A 17420-nucleotide genomic window follows, 5' to 3' on the forward strand; every position below is an offset into this window, starting at 1 on the left:
CTCATTCATTCCGTGTTCAGATAATAGATCAGCCACCATTTGGTCGCATGACCGGAAGATTAAAGAACGGCAATGCGCCGCCGGGCGTGGCGGGTCTCAGCGCGGCAGGAAGCGGCCGGCGCGCGCGTCGAGTAGCGCCACCAGCGCCGGCGCCATGAAGTCGTGCACGTCGGGGATGTCGAGGCAGACGAGGCGGGTCCCGCGCAGGGCGGCCCCGAAGCGGCGCATCAGCTTGCGCCGGTGCACGCGCTCCATGACGACGACGATCTCCGCCCAGGCGAGATGATCGGCGTCCACCGGCTCGTCGGCGTCGGGTGACACCCCCGCGCTGGCGGTCTCGATGCCGGGCAGCCGCGCGAAGATCTGTTCCGCGGTCGGGCTGCGGGCACGCGCCCGGCCGCAGACGAACAGGATCCTCACGCGCTCTCCGCGAGGTCGGCTTGCCGCTCGAACAGGGCGCGGTACGCCCCGTTCGGGCGGCGCAGCAGGGCGGCGTGAGGCCCGTCCTCGACGATGCGACCGCGGTCGAAGACGAGGATCCGGTCGAGGGCCCGCACCGTGGACAGGCGGTGGGCGATGACGATGGCGGTTCGCCCGCGCATCAGCCGCGCCATGGCCTCCTGCACCAGAGCTTCCGACTCGGAATCCAGGCTCGAGGTCGCCTCGTCGAGGATCAGGATCGGCGCGTCCGCCAGGAAGGCGCGGGCGAGCGCCACCCGCTGGCGCTCGCCGCCCGACAGCTTGACCCCGCGCTCGCCCACCAGCGTCGCGTAGCCCTTCGGCAGCCGCGCGATGAAATCGTGCGCGTTGGCGAGGCGCGCCGCCCGCTCGATCTCCTGCGCCGAGGCGCCGGGCCGGGCGTAGGCGATGTTCTCGGCCAGGGAGCGGTGGAACAGCACCGGCTCCTGGGGCACGATGGCGACCTGCGCGCGCAGGCTCGCCTGGCTCGCCGACGCCACGTCCTGCCCGTCGATCGTCACGCGCCCGCCCGACACGTCGTAGAGCCGCTGGATCAGCTTGACGAAGGTCGTCTTGCCGGAGCCCGAGCGCCCGACCAGCCCGACGCGCTGGCCGGCCGGAATCGTCACGGTCAGCCCGTCGTAGAGGGGCCGCGTGTGGTCGCCGTAGTGGAAGCGCACGGTCTCGAACCGGATCGTCCCGCCCGCGACCGCGAGCGGGACCGCGCCGGGCCGGTCGGCGATGCCGACGGGTTCGGCCTCCAGGGCGACCAGCTCCTCCATCTCGTTGATGGCCCGCTGCAGGTGGTTGATGTGGCCGCCGATGTCGCGGAGGTACCCGTGCACCACGAAGGTCGCGGTCAGGACGTAGGCGACGTCGCCCGGGCTCGCCCGCTCCCGCCACCACAGCCACAGGGCGATGGCGACGATGGCGGTGCGCAGGACGAGCAGCAGCCCGAGCTGGCCGGTGCCGCCCCAGGTGACGATCATCCACGTGCGCCGGGTCCGCCGCTGCCACTTCGCCAGCAGGCGGCCGAGCCGCGCCTCCTCCCGCGCCTCGGCGCCGAAGGCCTTGACGACGGCGTTGTTGCCGATCGCGTCGCTCAGCGCGCCGCCGAGGCGGGTGTCGAGGGCGTTCGAGAGCGCGGCCGCCGGCGCGATGACGCGGGTCGCGAGCAGCGCGGTCGCGCCGACATAGGCGCCCGCGCCGATCGCGACCGTCGCGCCGAGGGCCGGCCAGTGCAGGCCGAGCATCAGGGCCGTGCCCACGAGGACGACGAGCGCGGGCAGGAGCGACAGCAGCAGCGTGTCGTTGAGCCCGTCGATCGCCCACATGCCGCGGGAGATCTTCCGGACGGTGGAGCCCGAGAAGGTGTTGGCGTGCCACTCGGTCGAGAAGCGCTGGACCCGGGCGAAGCCGTTGCCGACGATGTCGCTCATCGTGCGGAGCGAGAGCGGCACCACGAGGCTCCAGGCGACGTGCCGCAGCAGCGCGGTGGCGAGGCCGAGCCCGGTCATCGCCAGGAAGGCCGGCCAAGCCGCGTCCAGCGCGGCGCGGCGGTCGCTCCCGGAGAGCGCGTCGACCAAGCGGCCCGCGAAGAGCGGCAGCAGCACCTCCGCCAGGGTGGCGAGCGTGATCGCGCCGGTGAGACCGGCGACGAGGGGCCAGCGCCTGCGCCAGCTGCGGACGACGAAGGCCAGGACGCGACGGACCGCGTCCGCCTTCCGGGGAGACGACAGAGACATGCGAGTGCCCGACGCGGGCGAGCGTCGGCTCCGGGTTACGCCGCGTCCCATCGCGAACGATGCGCGCCGGCGAGATCAGGCAGGATCGGGTTCAGAGGCGCCGGGCGGCAGGGCCGGGCGAGAGCGGGAAGCGGCTAGCCGACCCGCGCGGGGGCGCCGACAAGTCCTGCTCGGAGGGTGGCAAACACAGCGATCATGCAGCTCCCTCCCTGGTGCGAGCGCGACAGGAGCACGAGGCTAGGAGAGCCCGAACTGATTCGCAACGCCCATCGCGAAGCTTCGGCCAGTCGCCACTGCCGATCCATGCGCCCGGGTCAACCCTGCGAAGCCTGGGGAACGGTCACGCTTCGTTGAAAAGCTGACGCAACGCGGTGTAAACACTTCGCTGCAAACTGGGCCGTTGTGCGGCGCCTCGGTTGCGCGCCTCTCTCGGATCGCTGTCGCGGATCCGTATCTGGAGACCGACGGTGTCGCACTCCCTGGTGAACCGGGACGCGCTCGAGGAACTGACGGCCGTGATCGGCACGGAGAAGCTCGTCCGCATCCTCGACCGGTTCATCGTCAGCCTCACCACCGCCTTCGAGGGACCGGATCGCGCGAGCGACGATTACGGCCGCGAGGCGCACACGCTGGTCTCGATGTCCGGCATGCTCGGCTGCGCCGAACTGTCCCGGGCCTGCCGCGGCCTCGAGGAATCGGCCCTGGCGGGCGACGATCTGACCCGTTCGCTGGTCGACCTGAGGACCCTGCGCGACCGGACCGTCGCGGCCCTGCGGGACCTGCAGGCGGAGACCCGGCTGAGCGCCTAGGGCCACGCAGCCGCGTCGGGATCAGGCGACCATCACCGCGTCGAGGGGCGCCTCGAAGGTCAGCACCGCGCCCTCGCGCGGGTAGCTCATGTGGGCGGTCCCGCCGAAGCTGTGGGCGAGGCTGCGGGCGATGAGCCGCGTGCCGAACCCCGTGCGGGTCGGCGGCGTGACCGGCGGTCCGCCGCTCTCCTCCCAGCGGAACCGGAGGGTCTGGCCGCCCTCTGCCTCGGCCACGTTCCACGTGATGCAGACCCAGCCGGCGGCCACCGACAGCGCGCCGTACTTGGCCGCGTTGGTTCCGAGCTCGTGCAGCATCAGCGCCAGGGTCATGCCGTGGCGCGGTCCGAGCGTCAGCTCGGGACCGGCGATGCGGAACCGGCCCGCGACGCCGTCCCCGTGGAGCGACACGGCGCCCTCGACCAGGCCGCTCAGGGAGGCCCGGGTGAAGGAGCCGTGGAGCAGCACGTCGTGCGCCTTCGCGAGCGCCAGGAGCCGCGCGGCCAGCGCCTCGCCGGCTGCCTCCAGCGACGGCGCGTTGCGCATGGTCTGCGTCGCGACGGCCTGAACCATGGCCATGGTGTTCTTCATCCGATGGGCGAGTTCCTGCATCAGCAGCGTCTGGCGCGCCTCGGACAGCTTCTGGTCGGTGATGTCGCGCGACACCGCCAGGATCCGCTCGGGCCGGTCCGGCGCCGCGCCGATCGGCGTGACGGCCACGTCCCACCAGCGGAGCGCGCCGCCGGATTCCGACTGGGCCTGGAACCGGCTCGGGCGGCCGATCCGGGCCCGATCGAGCGCCTCGGCCACCGCCTCCCGGTCCTCGGGGCGCGTCCAGGCGTCGATCCAGGGCCGGCCGATCGCGTCAGCCTCGTCCCCGGCGGCGGACAGGGCCGGCCCGTCCTCGCTGGCGGTGATCAGGCGCCCGTCGCGGTCCAGCAGTTCCAGGTAATCGTTCGGGGCCTGCGGCACGCCGATCGCGCGCGCGCGGCCGGAGGGGCGCGGCCTCGCCTCGAGCCCGAGTCCGGCCGGTTCGCGAGGCGACGGCCCGCGGGGCGCCTCGACCCGCTCGGCCGCCATGCGACCGGCCTCGACGCGGCTCGCCGTCTCGATGATTCGGCCGAGCCGCCGGCTCCGCTGCCGCTCCCAGTCGGCCTGGGCGGTCGCCTGGCTGAGCAGGCTGCGCAGGCGGATGTTCTCCGCCTCGAGCGTCTCCACGCGGCGCTCCGCCCCGTCGATCCGCGGCCGTACGATGTCCACTTCCATCGCCCGCCCCCCTCGTCATCCCGACGGGGCGCCCGTGCGCGGCGCGCCGTCGGAGCTCCCCGACCGCGCGGTGCGGCAACGGATGTCGATGGCAGGGCCGCACCGGCGGTTCAGACCGCTTCTGGTGCCGGTTCCCCGCCCGCAGCCGAGCGAATCGTTGGATGTCTCACGCTAGCATGGCGCGCAGGATAATCAAATCAGCTCGGTATTCGCCTGCAGATGAAAACTTATGTTGGAGCCCTGTGCGGGTGCGAAGACGGTTACTTGTTTCGCATCAGCAGCACGAGCCAGCCGATCCCGAGGATAAAAATTATCAATCCGATCGAGACGAAGACGGGCGTGCCGAGATCGATGAGGCGGGGTGCGAGCTGCGTGGCGAAGGCCGCCACCACCAGGGCCACGGCGACCCGCGCGGCCGCGCGCTCGATGCCGCGGGTGACCTTGTCGAGGCCCTTCACCTCGATCTCGACGGTGACGCGACCCTGCTTCAGCCGCACCAGCATCAGGTGGATCAGGGTCGGCAGCTCCGAGGCGGCGCCGTAGAGGCCGACACCCAGGGCCTCGGCCTTCTGCTTGAGGGCGGAGAGCGAGAACTGCGTCTGCATGCTCGCCCGGACCGTGGGGCCTGCGGCGGCGAACAGGTCGAAATTCGGGTCGAGGTGGCGCATCACGCCGTCGGCGGTGACCAGCCCCTTGAACAGGATGGCCAGGTCGGTCGGCATCGCGAGGTCGTTCTCGCGGGCCATGTTCATGAAGTCGGTCAGCACCAGTCCGAGATTCAGCGGGATCGACGAGTGGCTCTCCACGAAGGACTGGGCCGAGACCTGGAGGCGGGTGAGATCCGGGTTGCTGGTGCCGGTCCAGTCGAGGAGCACGGCCATGAGGCCGTCGGCGTCCTGCTTGAGCATGGCGCCGATCAGCACGAGCAGCTGCGAGCGCCGCCGCTGCGACAGCCGCCCGATGATGCCGAAATCGATGAAGCCGATCTTGTTGCCGGGCAGGGCCAGCATGTTGCCGGGATGCGGGTCGGCGTGGAACACGCCCTCGATCAGCGCCATCTGCAGGAACGCGTCGGTTCCCTTCTGGGCGAGCAGCTTCTTGTCGATGCCCGCCGCGCGCAGGGCCGCCTCGTCGTTGGGCGGGATGCCGTGGATGAAGTCCTGCACCAGCACCCGCTCGGAGCAGTACTCCCAGTGGATCTTCGGGAAGACGATGTCGTCGCGGTCCTCGAAGATCTGGGCCAGCAGCTCGCAGTTGCGCGCCTCGTTGAGCAGGTCGAGCTCGCCGTTGAGGCCCTCCGCGAGGTGGCGCATCTGCTCCCGCGGCTGGTAGCGGGCCATGTCGGGCCACTCGTTCTCGACGATGCGGGCACCGTGCGCCATGAGGCGCAGATCCGCCTCGATGATCTTGCGCAGATTCGGCCGCAGCACCTTGACGATGACGTCCTCGCCCGAGTGCAGTTGCGCCCGGTAGACCTGGGCGATCGACGCCGAGGCGATCGGGTTGGTGTCGAACTCGGCGAACACCTCCATGGGCGAGGCGCCGAGATCGAGCTCGAGCTGCGGGCCGATCTGCTCCCACGTCACCGGCACGACCTGGCTATGGAGCTTCTGCAACTCCTCGGTCCAGGCCGGCGACAGGAGGTCCGGCCGGCTCGCCAGCACCTGCCCGAACTTGATGAAGGTGGGCCCGAGCGCCTCGATCGCCCGGCGCAGCCGCTCCGGCTCGGACAGGCGCGTGACATCGACCCGGGGCTGGCGCCGCGGCAGGAGCGGCAGGTAGCGCAGGCCGAGCCGGTCCACGACGCGGGTGACGCCGAAGCCGATGAGGATCGTCGCGATCTCCGACAGCCGCTGGCGGTCGCGGGCGGCAACGAAGGCTGTCTTCAGCATGAATGGAGCGATCCGGTCGGACGGGATTGGGCGTCCGGACAGCACGAGCATAAGGACTTTTTTGCGGTCGCGAACCCCGGTTTCGCGGAGGCGGTGGCAACAAGACCGCCGCAGAGCCGTTCGGCCACCAGTATCGAGGCGGGCTCGACTCCTACCTCAGCGCCTGCTCGCAGTCCTGTCGCCCGTGCAGCATGTGCAGAGTGAGGATGGTGGATCCGTCCACGACGTAGACGGTCACGTGGGCTTGATAGGGATGTAGCGGCACGGGTGGTGTGAATCCGCGCCGCTCGCGCACCATCTGCGGCGTTGCGGCCAGCATGCGGAAGGCGTCGAACAGGCCGTCCTGGTAACGCTCGGCCTGGGTCACGCCGAAGCGCAGCGCCCCCGTCACACAGGCCTCGGCGATGTCCTCATCGGCCCGGGGCGTCGTCCGGAAGGTCATGGCTCCGGACGGGCCGCCAATCGCGTCCGCCCGAGCTGGCGGATATCCTGCTCCGACCGGTCGCTGACGCCGCTCGCCAGCCCCTCGTCGATCAGCCGCTGCAGATCGCCGAGCTTGGCCAAGCGCTCCTGGTCGCGCCGGATCAGGTCGCGCACGTAGTCGCTGGCATTGGCGTAGCGGTCGGTATCGGCCTGCGCCTCGACCCAGGCCTTCATGGCTTCGGGCAGCGAGACGTTCATGCTGGCCACGGGACACTTCCGCCCGCTGGATGACGATCTTTGGCAGAGATTGTCAAAGATCGGCGGGCTCCTTGCAAGCGCGACGGTACGGCCAGACGACTGGGCCGTCAGTAGGCCGGCTCCAGCCCGCTGGTCCGATAGGCCTCGGCCGCCTGCGGCGTCGTCAGCCCGGCGAGGAATCGGACCGCGCCGTCCCGGTCCGCCGCGCCGCGCAGGATCGCCGCCGCGAAGGTCGTCATCTCCTGCACCGGGTCGGGGAGGGGGCCGACCACCTCGATGCCGGGCACGACCATCAGCTCGCTGATCTGCTGGACGGCGATGTCGGCCTCCCCGGAGACCAGCTTCTCGGCCGTGAAGCCCTGCGGGATGATCGTCGCCCGGGCGTTCACCGCGTCGGCGAGGCCGAGCCGCGGCAGCAGGCCGGCGAAGTAGATCCCGCTGGCGCCGGTCCGCGAGTAGGCCACCGACCGCGCCTCCACCAGGGTGCGCTTCAGCGCCTCGACGGTCGCGATGTCCGGATGCGGAGCCCCGGCCTTGACGGCGATGCCGTAGCGCGAGCGCACCACGTCGACCCGGCTCTCGGGCTCGACGCGGTCCTCGGCGACGAGCCGATCCATGGCGTCCGACAGGACGAGCACCGCGTCGGCGGTCTCGCCCTCGGCGAGGGTCTTCATGATGACCGTGGTCGGCGCCCAGTGGATCGCCGTCCGGCCCCCCGCGGCCTCGAAGGCCGGGACGACGTGGGCGTCGAAGGCGCCGCGCACCACCAGGGCGCATTTGAGGCGTGTCTCGGGTCGCTCGCTCGGCATGGTGTGTCCAGTCTCTCGTCTCGGGAGGAGCGGTCGGGTGGCCGCGCCGAAGAAGCGGTCCGTCAACGCGGCGGCGCGGCGCGGGAATAGTCGATCGCCGTGAACCCGCCGCCCTGGTAGCGCTCCACCACCGGGTTGCCGCTGGTCTTCCCCTCCAGCGACGCCGCGTGGGCATCGGCGCTGTCCTGCGGCGTCCAGCCGATGACGGCGCGGCCGTCCTTCCGCCACCAGGTCATGCGGCTGTTGTTCGAGGCGCCCCAGATCACCACCAAGCCCGTCGGGCCGAGGTCCGGGGCCAGGGTGGCGCGGGTGATCAGCCGGGTCAGGTCGGCGTAGGACAGCCACGTGGCCAGCATCCGCGCGTCGGTCGGCTCCGGGAAGCACGAGCCGATCCGCAGGAAGACGCTCTCGACCCCGTGCTTGTCGCGGTAGAGGCCGCCCATCAGCTCTCCGTAGGCCTTGGACAGGCCGTAATAGCCGTCGGGCGCGAGGCCGCAATCGTCGTCCAGCACCTCGGACCGCGGGTGGAAGCCGATCGCGTGGTTCGACGAGGCGAAGATCATCCGGGCGCCCTCGCGCCGGGCCGCCTCGTAGGCGTGGTAGAGGCCACGGATGTTCGGGCCGATCACGGTCTCGAACGGGTGCTCCACCGAGATCCCCCCGAAGTGGAGGATCGTGCCGCAGCCCTCCGCCAGCCGGAGGATCGCCGGCCCGTCCTCCAGGTCGGCGACCTGGAAGCGCGCCCCCTCCGGCAACGGGTCGGGGAAGGGGACGCGGTCCGTGAGCCGGAGCGTCCAGCCCTGCGCGCCGAGCGCGCGGGTCAGGACGCGCCCGAGGGCGCCGGAGGCTCCGGTCAGGAGGACGGGTTTGGGCGGGACGGTCTCGGCGCTCATGGGACGCTGCTCCAGATTCCGGCGGACTTGATCGGACAGCCTCGGTCAGACGGCCTTGGCCGCGGCGAGGGGGCCGGCTTCCGCCGGGTTGCGCGGCCGCCGCACGAAGATCGCCATCGCGACGACGCCGGCCGCCGCGATCAGGCCGGCGATCACGAAGGCGCTGGCGTAGCCCCCGAGATACTGCACGGCCAGTCCCGTGGCAGTCGGCCCGATGATGCCCGAGATGTTGCTCAGGAGGTGGATGAAGCCGCTGACGCCGCCGACCCGGGCCTCGGGCACCAGCTCGTGGATCGTCGCCCAGCAGGATTGCACCGAGCTGGTCAGCATCAGCACGGCGAGCGCGATCAGCGCGACCGCCATGGCGGTGCTGGTCGCGGCGTTGACCATGATCAGGGCCACCCCCGCGATGGCGAGCGGCACGATCGTGGTGATCTTCCGCGCGGCGAGCTTGTCGCCCATGCGCGTGTAGACGAAGTCCGCCACCACGCCCCCGCCGACATAGCCGACGAAGCCGCAGGCCCAGGGGATCGACGCCACGAGCGCCATCTCCTTCACCGGCATGTGCAGCGCATCGGTGAGGTAGCTCGGGAGCCACGAGAGGAAGATGTAGAGGGTGTAGTTCACCGCGAACATGCCGAGCCCGAGCGACAGGGTGCTCGGCAGGAACAGGTACTCCTTCAGCGAGCGGGCATGGTCGGAGGGCGCGAGGTGCGTGACCGCCCGGCTGCGCTCCACGAGGGCGGTCTCCTCCGGATGGACCCGCGGATTGTCCTGCGGCCGGTCGGTCATGAGCATCCGCCACGCCACGACCCACAGCAGGCCGACGGCGCCGATGGCCACGAACGCCACGCGCCAGCCGTACTGGATCGCCAGCAGGCCGACGACCGGCGCCGCGATGGCGCTGCCCACCGTCTGGCCTGAGAAGGTGAAGCCGATGGTCCGGGCGGTCTCCTCGCGGGGGAACCACGTGGTGATGGTGCGGTTCGTGGTGGAGTTCATCGGCCCCTCGGCGAAGCCGAACAGGGCGCGGACGATGAACATCTGGGCGAAGCCGGTCACCGCGCCGGTGAGCATGCACAGGACCGACCAGGAGGCCGCCGCCCAGCTGTAGACGCTGCGCGGCCCGTAGCGGTCGGCGAGCTGCCCGCCCACGAAGGCGAACAGCGCGTAGCCGAAGAAGAACGTGCTGAAGATCACCCCCAGCTCCGAGGGCGACAGGTTCAGGTCCTGCTTGACGAAGGGCGCGGCGACGCCGAGCGCCGCTCGGTCCATGTAGTTGATGATACCGGCGATGAACAGCAGGAACGCGATCAGGAACCTGTAACGCTTGGCGAACATGGGCATCCTCCAGAATATTTATGATTTTCTTTTCTTGTTTGCTTGGTGCAGCCCGGCGGTCAGAGGTCACGGCTCGACCGCCGCCGGTTCCGCCTCTCTTGCCCCTTCGAGGGGCATGGTCGGGCCCGCGCGCGGCGCGGGCCTGAACGCGTCGGCGCCTCCTACAGGAACGCGATCGTGCAGGGACTGAGGCTCGGGCGCGAACCGGTCCGAGTGAGGTCTCCGCTCTCGGGATCGAGGGCGAAGGCGACGAGGCAGTCGCCCTGCTCGTTGGCGACGAGCAGGTGGCCTCCGTCCGGTGCCAGGACCATGAAGCGCGGGTCGCGGCCGCCGGAGGACGTCCAGCCCGCGGGTTCGAGGCGCCCGGCCGGGTCCGCCCGGAACCGCGCGATCCCGTCCTGTCCGCGGTTCGACGCGTAGACGAATCGTCCGTCGGGCGTGACCGCGATGGCCGCGGCGGTGCTCGCGCCGAAGAAGTCCGGCGGCAGGGTCGAGACGAGGTGCAGGGGCGTCAGCGCTCCGGCGTCCGCGTCCCACCGGCAGGTGGCGACGCTCGAGTCGAGCTCGTTGACCAGGAAGGCGAGGGGCTCGTGCGGGTGGAACGCGATGTGGCGCGGGCCGGCGCCGGGACGCATGGCGGTTTCCGAGACGATGGCGAGCCGCTCACCCGCGAGCTTCAGGACGAAGACGCGGTCGAGGCCCTTGTCGGGGACGATGACGTGGCGACCGTCGGGCGACACGACCACGTGGTGCGGGTGGGCGCAGGCCTGCTCGATTCGGTGCGGGCCCGGCTCGCCCGGGAGCGGCAGCACTTGGCACGCGGGCTCCAGGCCGCCATCGGCGCGCACCGGCATGAGGGCGACCGATCCGCTGGCGTAGTTGGCCACGATCAGGAACCGACCGCCGGGGTCGAGGGCCTGGTGCACGCTGTTGGTGCCGCCGGTGGCGGCGCTGCCGAGGCCACGCTGGGTGCCGTCGGGCTCCAGCGCGAAGGCGCTCGCCGCCTCGCCGTCGCCCTGGACCGTGTAGAGGATCGCGCGCGCCGGGTCGGTCACCAGGAAGGACGGGTTCGTCAGGTTCTCGACCCGGCCGAGATGCGTCCAGTCGCCGAGGTCGCGACCGGTCCGATAGATGTCGATGCCCCGGCCGCGCGCCCGGCGCCGCTCGGTGGTGAAGCAGCCCACGAAGGCGAAGCCGCGGGGGGCGGGGTCGGTCATGCGGAGCATCCGGATCGAGGACGGGGCTGCGGGGGCAGCCGGCGGGATCGACGGTGCGGGGATGCCGGTCGCCCGGGTGCGGCGGCCCCGGCGCCCCGGGCGGCTGTCCCGCTGCCGCTCGCCGGCGCGCCGCGCGTGTCCGGGAAGCCGAGCACGGTCGATCCTCCCGCCAACGGCTCAGGCCCGCCGCGGGGTGCGGCGCAGGAAGTCGGGATTGAGTTCGGACAGGCGGTTCACGCCGATCAGCGCCATGTCGCGGTTGAGTTCCTCCTTGAGGATCCGCATCGCGTGCTCGACCCCCGCGGCGCCGCCGAGCGCCGCGGCGAACATGAAGGGCCGTCCGAGCAGGACGAAGTCGGCGCCCAGCGCCAGCGCCTTCATCACGTCGGTGCCCCGGCGGATGCCACTGTCGACGATGATCTTCAGCCCGCCCTTCCGGGCGGCGATCTCCGGCAGCACGTCGAGGGGGGCGACGGCGTAGTCGAGCTGGCGGCCGCCGTGGGTCGAGAGGATCACGCCGTCGGCGCCGCAATCCCGCGCGATGTCGACGTCCTCCGGCGCCAGCAAGCCCTTCACCAGCAGGTTGCCGGACCAGCGCTTGCGGATCGCCTCCAGGTTCTTCCACGAGAGCTGGTCGCGGGCGATGGTGTTGCGCACCGCGCCCTGGGACATCATCGGCGGCCCGCGCTCGGCCTCGGTGTTCTCGAAGTGCGGGGCCCCGTGCTTGAGGAAGGTCCGGGCGACGGTTCCGAGCAGCCAGCGCGGGTGGGTGGCGCTCTGCCACGCCACCTTCGGCGTGACCTTGATCGGCATGGAGAAGCCGCTGCGAATGTTGTGCTCGCGGTTGCCGAGGGTCGGCGTGTCGGCGGTCACCACGAAGGTCCGGTAGCCAGTGGCTTCGACCCGGTCGAGGAGGCGGTCGATCCGGTTCTGGTCGCCCGGCAGGTAGCCCTGGAACCAGGCCTGCGGGTTCTGGGTGTGGACGTCCTCCAGCCTGATCAGCGAGGAGGCGCTCAGGCACATCGGCAGGTTCATCCGCCGGGCCGCCTCGGCGAGCACGAGGTCGCCCCGGTAGGCTATGAAGGCGGCCCCGCCCAGCGGCCCGATCCCGAACGGCGCCGCGTAGGTCTGGCCGAACAGCGTGGTGGCGGTGTCCCGCGCCGAGGTGTCCCGCATCAGGCGAGGGACGAGGGCGTAGTCGGCGTAGGCGCCACGGCTCTGCGCCAGGGCCGAGCCGGTCTCGACCCCGCCGGCCACGTACTGGAAGATCATCGGCGGCAGGAGCTTGCGGGCGTGCCGCTCGAAATCGTCGAGGGCCAGCAGGTCGCGGAACCGGTAGGGCGTGACCGCGTCGCTGCGCTTCAGACTGGTGACGATGGCCTGCGGGGCCGCGATGCCCGGCGCCGCGGCGTCCGCGCCGCCGACGGTCGGCGCGGCGCGCTCTGGGGCTCCCAGTCCGGAGGCCGGCCGGTCGAGCGTCGCCATCGGATCCTCCTGTGGGCCGCCCGATCGAGCAGCCTCTTGAAAGCGCTTTCAGATAGCCAGCGGTCGGGTGGGGTGTCAATATACTGCCGGTTCGGCCCGCTTCTGCTGGCCGGGCATCGCCGCGTCGCGTATCCGGGGCCGACGCGCTGCCCCGCGGGGCCGTTCGGGATGGGGGATCGATCTCAGTGCTGGACCTGCCGGAGGAGATCCTCGAGCCACCGACGCGCAGCCCGGTTGCCCGGGACGTCGCCCGCCGCGCCGGCGTCTCGACCGCGACGGTCTCCCGGGTGCTGAACGGCTCCGCCGGCGTCCGGGCCGACAAGCGCGCGGCGGTGATGCGGGCCGCGCAGGATCTCGGCTTCGTCGCCAACGGGGCGGCCCGGGCGCTCTCGACGCGCCGCTTCATGGCCGTCGGCGCCGTCGTGCCGAACATCGAGAACGAGGCCTTCGTGCGCGTCCTGTCGAGCTTCCAGGACCGGCTGCGGCAGGCGGGCTACACCCTGGTGGCGGCCAATGCCGGCTACGACCTGGAGGACGAGCTCCGCGAGGCGACCTTCCTGCTGGAGCGCGGCGTCGACGGACTGATGCTGGTCGGCGACATCCACCACCCGGACCTCCACGCTCGGATCGCCCGCGCCGGCATCCCGATGGTGCAGACCTTCAGCCTGTCCCGCGAGCGCCCCTGCGTGGGCTTCGACAACGCTGCCTCGGCGGCCCGGGCGGCCAACTACCTGATGGATCTCGGCCATCGGCGGATCGGGGTGATCTCGGGCCTGCGCAAGGACAACGACCGCGGCGGCGCCCGGGTGACGGGAATCGCGGCGGCGCTCGCGGCCCGCGGCCTGCGGCTCGCCCCGGAGCACGACGTCGAGATCTCCTATGGGATCGGCGGCGGGCGCGACGGGTTCCGCCAGATGCTGGCCAGCGGGCCGCCGCCGACCGCGATCGTCTGCGGCACCGACCAGATCGCCTTCGGGGCGATGATCGAGGCGCGGGCAAGGGGGCTCTCCATTCCCGGCGACCTGTCGGTGATCGGCCACAACGATTCCGACTTCGCGCCCTTCCTCGACCCGCCGCTGACGACGATCCGCATCCACTCCGCCGAGATCGGCCACGCCGCCGGCGACCACCTGATCGCCAGGATCCAGGGGCGGCCGATGGTCCGCCTCACCGAGATCGACGCCGAGCTGATCCTGCGCGCCAGCACGGCCCCGCCGAGGCGGGCCGGACCCTGACCTGCGCTATCTTGCCACCTGTTTGAAATCGCTTACAACAATCGCTGACCAGATATGGACCGGCTCCTGGCCGGGTCTGCGGCCTCTCGGGAACACAGCATGGCGCCCCGCATCGTCCTCCTGCACGCGACGCCGGTCGCCATGGCGCCGATCCAGGCCGCCTTTGCCGAGCGCTGGCCGGAGGCCGAGACCGTCAACCTGCTCGACGACGGCCTGTCCCTCGATCGGGCGAAGGAGCCGGGCGCGATCTCGGAGGCGATGATCGAGCGCTTCGTGCGGTTCGGCCGCTACGGCCACGATATGGGCGCCGACGGCATCCTGATCACCTGCTCGGCCTTCGGTCCGGCGATCGACCGGCTGATCGAGACCGTGCCGATGCCGGTGCTCAAGCCCAACGAGGCGATGTTCCGCGCGGCGATCGCGCAGGGCGCGCGCATCGGCATGCTGGCGACCTTCGGGCCCTCGGTCGGCACGATGACGGACGAGTTCGAGGAGTTCGTCGCCGAGGCCGGACGCCCGGCGAGCCTCCGGACGGTCTTGGTAGACGACGCGATGGCGCGGCTGCGCGCCGGCGATGCCGAGACCCACAACCGGCTGATCGCCGCGCGGGCGCCGGACCTGCGCGACTGCGACGCGATCATGCTCGCGCATTTCTCCACCTCGCGCGCGGCCGAGGCCGTACGGAAGGCCGTCGACGTCCCGGTCCTGACCGCACCCGACGCGGCGGTGGACCGGATGCGGGCGATGATCGAGACCGGCGGGAGCGCCTGACCATGAAGCTCGGTGCTTTCAAGAATCGTCTCAGCGGCCATTGCGGCTTCCTGTTCACGGAACTGCCGCTGGCCGAGCGCTTCGCGGCCGCGGCCCGTGCCGGGTTCCGCGCGGTCGAGCATCCCAAGCTGTTCGCGACGCCGGCCCGGGAGGTCGCGGGCTGGCTGGAGCGGGCGGGCGTGCCGCTGGTCCAGACCGGCTTCCCGGCGGGGGACGCCGCCAAGGGCGAGAAGGGCTTCGCGGCGCTGCCCGACCGGATCGATTACTTCCGCTCCACGATCGAGCCGACCCTGGACTACGTCGCGCAGCTCGGCTGCCGGATGGTCCACCCGATGGCGGGCGTCCGGCCCGCGGGAGTCGAGCGGGCGCGGCTCTGGGACACCTATCTCGACAACCTCGCCTTCGCGGCCGACGCCGCCGGCGCGCGCGGCATGACGGTGATCGTCGAGCCGATCGGTCCCGGCTCGATCGCCGACTACGCGATCGACGACCCGCTGCTGGCGGTCGAGGCGATCCGGGCGATCGGCCGCGACAACGTCAAGCTGCTGTTCGACGCCTATCACTGCGTGTGCCTCGGCCATGACCCGGCGGCGCTGATCCGCGCGCACGCGCCGCTCATCGCCCATGTCCAGATCGCCGACGATCCCGGGCGGCACGAGCCGGGGACCGGCACGATCGCCTTCGACCCGATCTTCGCCGCCCTGGAGGAGGTCGGCTATTCCGGCTTCGTCGGCTGTGAGTACCATCCCGCGGCCGGCACCGAGGCGGGGCTCGGCTGGATGCGGGCGGCAGCGGCGTAGCGCCGGGGCCTCAGAACCGGGCGGCGACGCCGCCGATGATCGTGCGGGGCTGCCCCGGCGTCGCGTAGCGGTTCTGGAACGCGCGGTCGTAGAACGTCGCGTCGAACACGTTGTCGACGTTGAGGTAGATCCGCACGCCCGGCGCGATCTGGTAGTACGAGATCAGGTTGACCAGCGTGTATTGTGGCAGGTTGAAGGTCGCGAGCGCCGTCCCGGCGGCGCGCCGGCCGACGAAGTCGAGGCCGCCGCCCAGGCCGAGGCCCTTCAGGTCGCCGCTCTGGAACTCGTAGACGGTCTGGAACGCGAGGCTGTTGGCGGGCACGTTGGCGAGGCGCGTGCCGACCGGCAGGGTGTTGTCGCGGGCGACGGCCGCGTCGACGCGCGTGTAGGTCCCGATCACGCGCCAGCCCGGGGCCAGGTAGCCGGCGGCGGTCAGGTCGAAGCCGCGGCTTCGCACCGTGCCGGTGGCCACGCTGAAGTTCGGGTCGACCGGATCGGTGCTCAGGACGTTGGAGCGCCGGATCTCGAACAGGGCGGCGGTGGCGTCGAGGCGCCCGTCGAGCAGGCTGACCTTCGCGCCGGCCTCGTAGCCCTCACCCTCCTCGAACGCGAAGGGCCGGCCGCTGCGATCCGTGCCGATATTGGGCCGGAACGAGCGCGCGTAGTTGCCGTAGAGCGCGACCGTGTCGGTCAGGTCGTAGAGCAGGCCGAAGCGCGGCGTCGCCACCAGACCCTGGAGGCTGGTGGTGTTCTTCGTGAGGTTGTTCGTCGAGACCAGCCCGAGGTCCTCGACCCGGACGCCCAGGAGGGCGTGGAGGCGGGGCGTGAGGTCGATCTGGTCCTGCACGTAGCCGGCGTAGCTCTCGGTCTTCTGCAGGAAGTTCGTGACCCGCGCGGTGATCGGCGGCAGCGGTTGGCCGTAGCGCGGCGCCAGCAGGTCGAGGAGGAACGGGTTCGTCGCGACGTTCGAGCGGTTGAACACCTCCCGGTAGCGGTAGCTGTCGTATTCGAGCCCGAGCAGGAGCGTGTGGCGGAACGGGCCGGTCTCGAACTTGCCCGCGAGATTCGCCTGCAGGTCGAGGTCGGACCACGTCAGGTCCCGCCATTCCAGGGTCCGCCGCTGGGTCCGGCCATCCGGCAGCAGGCCGATGGCGCCGACGCCGTAGCCCGACAGGTTCCCGCCGAGAACCTGGGCACCGACGTTCAGCACCCAGTCCTGGTCGAACCGGTGCTCGACGCGCAGCTGGCCGAGGGCGTTGTCGACATGGGCCGGCGGCAGGCTCGGCTCGCCGATGAAGCGGCTGCGCGGCAGGGCGCGCACGTTGCCCCCCAGCGGGACGATGCCGCGGTCGAAGGTCTGCGCCGTGCTGACGAAGTCGCCCTCCAGGGTGACGGTCGTGTCCGTCGTCGGCTTCCAGGCGATGACCGGGGCGAGGGCGTAGCGGTCGCTGGTGACGAAGTCCCGGAAGCTGCCGTTGTCCTCGACAGCGCCGGTGACGCGGGCCAGCACCTGCCCGCTCTCGTCGAGGGCGCCGGTGGCGTCGAAGGTGCTCCGCTTGGCGCCGAAGCTGCCGTACTGCGTGCCGACCGTGAGGGAGCGCGCCGCCAGCGGCTGCTTGGTCACGATGTTGAAGGTGCCGCCGGGATCGCCGCGGCCGTACAGGAAGGCCGAGGGGCCCTTGAGGACCTCGATGCGCTCGATGGAGGCGATGTCGGGGCTGTTGGGGTAGCCCCGGTTGATCGGGAACCCGTTGCGGTAATACTCGCCGGTCGCCACGCCGCGGATCGTGAACTCGGTCAGGCCGAGACCGCCGAAATTGTTGCCGCGGCCGACGCCCGCGAGGTCGAGGGCGCTGTCGATCCGCGTCGCCGCCGCGTCCTCCAGCACCTCCTGCGGCACCGCCACGACGGTCTGCGGCACCTCGCGGACGGGCGTGTCGGTCCGCGTGGCGCTCACCGCCCGCGTGGCCCGGTAACCGTCGACGCGGGACGTCCCGTCGCCGGTCCCCGCCACCGACAG

The 17420-nt window shown here is 71.5% G+C and carries 16 protein-coding genes; 4 read left to right on the forward strand and 12 right to left on the reverse strand.

From position 1 onward, the window contains the following. Positions 1-96: 96 nt before the first annotated feature. Positions 97-420 (reverse strand): hypothetical protein, encoded by a 324-nt coding sequence (locus ASG32_RS28650; protein WP_056533084.1) that lies wholly within the window; start codon positions 418-420, stop codon positions 97-99. Continuing rightward, positions 417-2204, reverse strand: a complete 1788-nt coding sequence (locus ASG32_RS28655) for an ABC transporter ATP-binding protein (RefSeq protein ID WP_056533087.1) — start codon at positions 2202-2204, stop codon at positions 417-419. Before ASG32_RS28655 ends, ASG32_RS28650 begins: the two co-directional genes overlap by 4 nt. A gap of 467 nt (positions 2205-2671) precedes the next feature. On the opposite strand from ASG32_RS28655, the gene ASG32_RS28660 reads away from it, so the two are divergent. Continuing rightward, on the forward strand, positions 2672-3013 hold the full coding sequence (locus tag ASG32_RS28660) for an Hpt domain-containing protein (protein ID WP_056533090.1): 342 nt from the start codon (positions 2672-2674) through the stop codon (positions 3011-3013). 21 nt (positions 3014-3034) lie between these two features. Here ASG32_RS28660 and ASG32_RS28665 read toward each other — a convergent pair whose 3' ends face one another. The 9 genes from ASG32_RS28665 to ASG32_RS28705 all read right to left on the reverse strand — a co-directional run bounded on the left by ASG32_RS28665 (position 3035) and on the right by ASG32_RS28705 (position 12594). Continuing rightward, a complete protein-coding gene (locus ASG32_RS28665; RefSeq protein WP_056533093.1) occupies positions 3035-4276 on the reverse strand; it encodes an HWE histidine kinase domain-containing protein in 1242 nt (413 codons plus the stop codon). A 260-nt stretch (positions 4277-4536) separates the two neighbouring features. Next, positions 4537-6168: an AarF/UbiB family protein gene (locus ASG32_RS28670; protein ID WP_056533096.1), complete on the reverse strand. Its 1632-nt coding sequence runs from the start codon at positions 6166-6168 to the stop codon at positions 4537-4539. 151 nt (positions 6169-6319) lie between these two features. After that, a complete protein-coding gene (locus ASG32_RS28675; protein ID WP_056533099.1) occupies positions 6320-6610 on the reverse strand; it encodes a type II toxin-antitoxin system RelE/ParE family toxin in 291 nt (96 codons plus the stop codon). Beyond that, positions 6607-6858: a type II toxin-antitoxin system ParD family antitoxin gene (locus tag ASG32_RS28680; protein WP_199866170.1), complete on the reverse strand. Its 252-nt coding sequence runs from the start codon at positions 6856-6858 to the stop codon at positions 6607-6609. The genes ASG32_RS28675 and ASG32_RS28680 overlap by 4 nt, the downstream gene beginning before the upstream one ends. A 98-nt stretch (positions 6859-6956) precedes the next feature. Continuing rightward, on the reverse strand, positions 6957-7658 hold the full coding sequence (locus ASG32_RS28685) for a substrate-binding domain-containing protein (protein ID WP_056533105.1): 702 nt from the start codon (positions 7656-7658) through the stop codon (positions 6957-6959). A 62-nt stretch (positions 7659-7720) separates the two neighbouring features. Continuing rightward, the gene (locus tag ASG32_RS28690; RefSeq protein ID WP_056533108.1) at positions 7721-8551 is read right to left on the reverse strand and encodes an NAD(P)-dependent oxidoreductase; all 831 of its coding nucleotides are present in this window, start codon (positions 8549-8551) and stop codon (positions 7721-7723) included. Between the two features lie 45 nt (positions 8552-8596). After that, positions 8597-9892, reverse strand: a complete 1296-nt coding sequence (locus tag ASG32_RS28695) for an MFS transporter (protein ID WP_056533111.1) — start codon at positions 9890-9892, stop codon at positions 8597-8599. Between the two features lie 161 nt (positions 9893-10053). Further along, the gene (locus ASG32_RS28700; RefSeq protein WP_244492275.1) at positions 10054-11109 is read right to left on the reverse strand and encodes a lactonase family protein; all 1056 of its coding nucleotides are present in this window, start codon (positions 11107-11109) and stop codon (positions 10054-10056) included. 177 nt (positions 11110-11286) lie between these two features. Beyond that, on the reverse strand, positions 11287-12594 hold the full coding sequence (locus ASG32_RS28705; protein WP_056533117.1) for an alpha-hydroxy acid oxidase: 1308 nt from the start codon (positions 12592-12594) through the stop codon (positions 11287-11289). A gap of 185 nt (positions 12595-12779) precedes the next feature. Here ASG32_RS28705 and ASG32_RS28710 point away from each other — a divergent pair, with 185 nt between their 5' ends. From ASG32_RS28710 to ASG32_RS28720, 3 genes are all read left to right on the forward strand, one after another. After that, positions 12780-13829, forward strand: coding sequence for a LacI family DNA-binding transcriptional regulator (locus ASG32_RS28710; protein WP_056533120.1), 1050 nt, complete (start codon positions 12780-12782; stop codon positions 13827-13829). A gap of 99 nt (positions 13830-13928) precedes the next feature. Next, entirely contained in the window at positions 13929-14600 is a 672-nt protein-coding gene (locus tag ASG32_RS28715; protein ID WP_056533123.1) for an aspartate/glutamate racemase family protein, read from the forward strand. 2 nt (positions 14601-14602) lie between these two features. Further along, on the forward strand, positions 14603-15400 hold the full coding sequence (locus tag ASG32_RS28720; protein WP_056533126.1) for a TIM barrel protein: 798 nt from the start codon (positions 14603-14605) through the stop codon (positions 15398-15400). A gap of 10 nt (positions 15401-15410) precedes the next feature. On the opposite strand, the gene ASG32_RS28725 is transcribed toward ASG32_RS28720, so the two are convergent. Continuing rightward, positions 15411-17414 carry a TonB-dependent siderophore receptor gene (locus ASG32_RS28725; protein ID WP_082558085.1) on the reverse strand — a complete coding sequence of 668 codons (2004 nt, stop codon included), beginning with the start codon at positions 17412-17414 and terminating at the stop codon, positions 15411-15413. Positions 17415-17420: the final 6 nt, after the last annotated feature.

Source organism: Methylobacterium sp. Leaf361, from assembly GCF_001424445.1.
GTDB lineage: Bacteria > Pseudomonadota > Alphaproteobacteria > Rhizobiales > Beijerinckiaceae > Methylobacterium.

What these genes read in the sequence shown, in the direction of transcription:
- ASG32_RS28715 (WP_056533123.1), top strand. Translation starts at nt 13,929, where the DNA reads ATGGCGCCCCGCATCGTCCTCCTGCACGCGACGCCGGTCGCCATGGCG.
- ASG32_RS28705 (WP_056533117.1), bottom strand. Translation starts at nt 12,594, where the DNA reads ATGGCGACGCTCGACCGGCCGGCCTCCGGACTGGGAGCCCCAGAGCGC.
- ASG32_RS28720 (WP_056533126.1), top strand. Translation starts at nt 14,603, where the DNA reads ATGAAGCTCGGTGCTTTCAAGAATCGTCTCAGCGGCCATTGCGGCTTC.
- ASG32_RS28655 (WP_056533087.1), bottom strand. Translation starts at nt 2,204, where the DNA reads ATGTCTCTGTCGTCTCCCCGGAAGGCGGACGCGGTCCGTCGCGTCCTG.
- ASG32_RS28690 (WP_056533108.1), bottom strand. Translation starts at nt 8,551, where the DNA reads ATGAGCGCCGAGACCGTCCCGCCCAAACCCGTCCTCCTGACCGGAGCC.
- ASG32_RS28675 (WP_056533099.1), bottom strand. Translation starts at nt 6,610, where the DNA reads ATGACCTTCCGGACGACGCCCCGGGCCGATGAGGACATCGCCGAGGCC.
- ASG32_RS28695 (WP_056533111.1), bottom strand. Translation starts at nt 9,892, where the DNA reads ATGTTCGCCAAGCGTTACAGGTTCCTGATCGCGTTCCTGCTGTTCATC.
- ASG32_RS28665 (WP_056533093.1), bottom strand. Translation starts at nt 4,276, where the DNA reads ATGGAAGTGGACATCGTACGGCCGCGGATCGACGGGGCGGAGCGCCGC.
- ASG32_RS28700 (WP_244492275.1), bottom strand. Translation starts at nt 11,109, where the DNA reads ATGACCGACCCCGCCCCCCGCGGCTTCGCCTTCGTGGGCTGCTTCACC.
- ASG32_RS28670 (WP_056533096.1), bottom strand. Translation starts at nt 6,168, where the DNA reads ATGCTGAAGACAGCCTTCGTTGCCGCCCGCGACCGCCAGCGGCTGTCG.
- ASG32_RS28685 (WP_056533105.1), bottom strand. Translation starts at nt 7,658, where the DNA reads ATGCCGAGCGAGCGACCCGAGACACGCCTCAAATGCGCCCTGGTGGTG.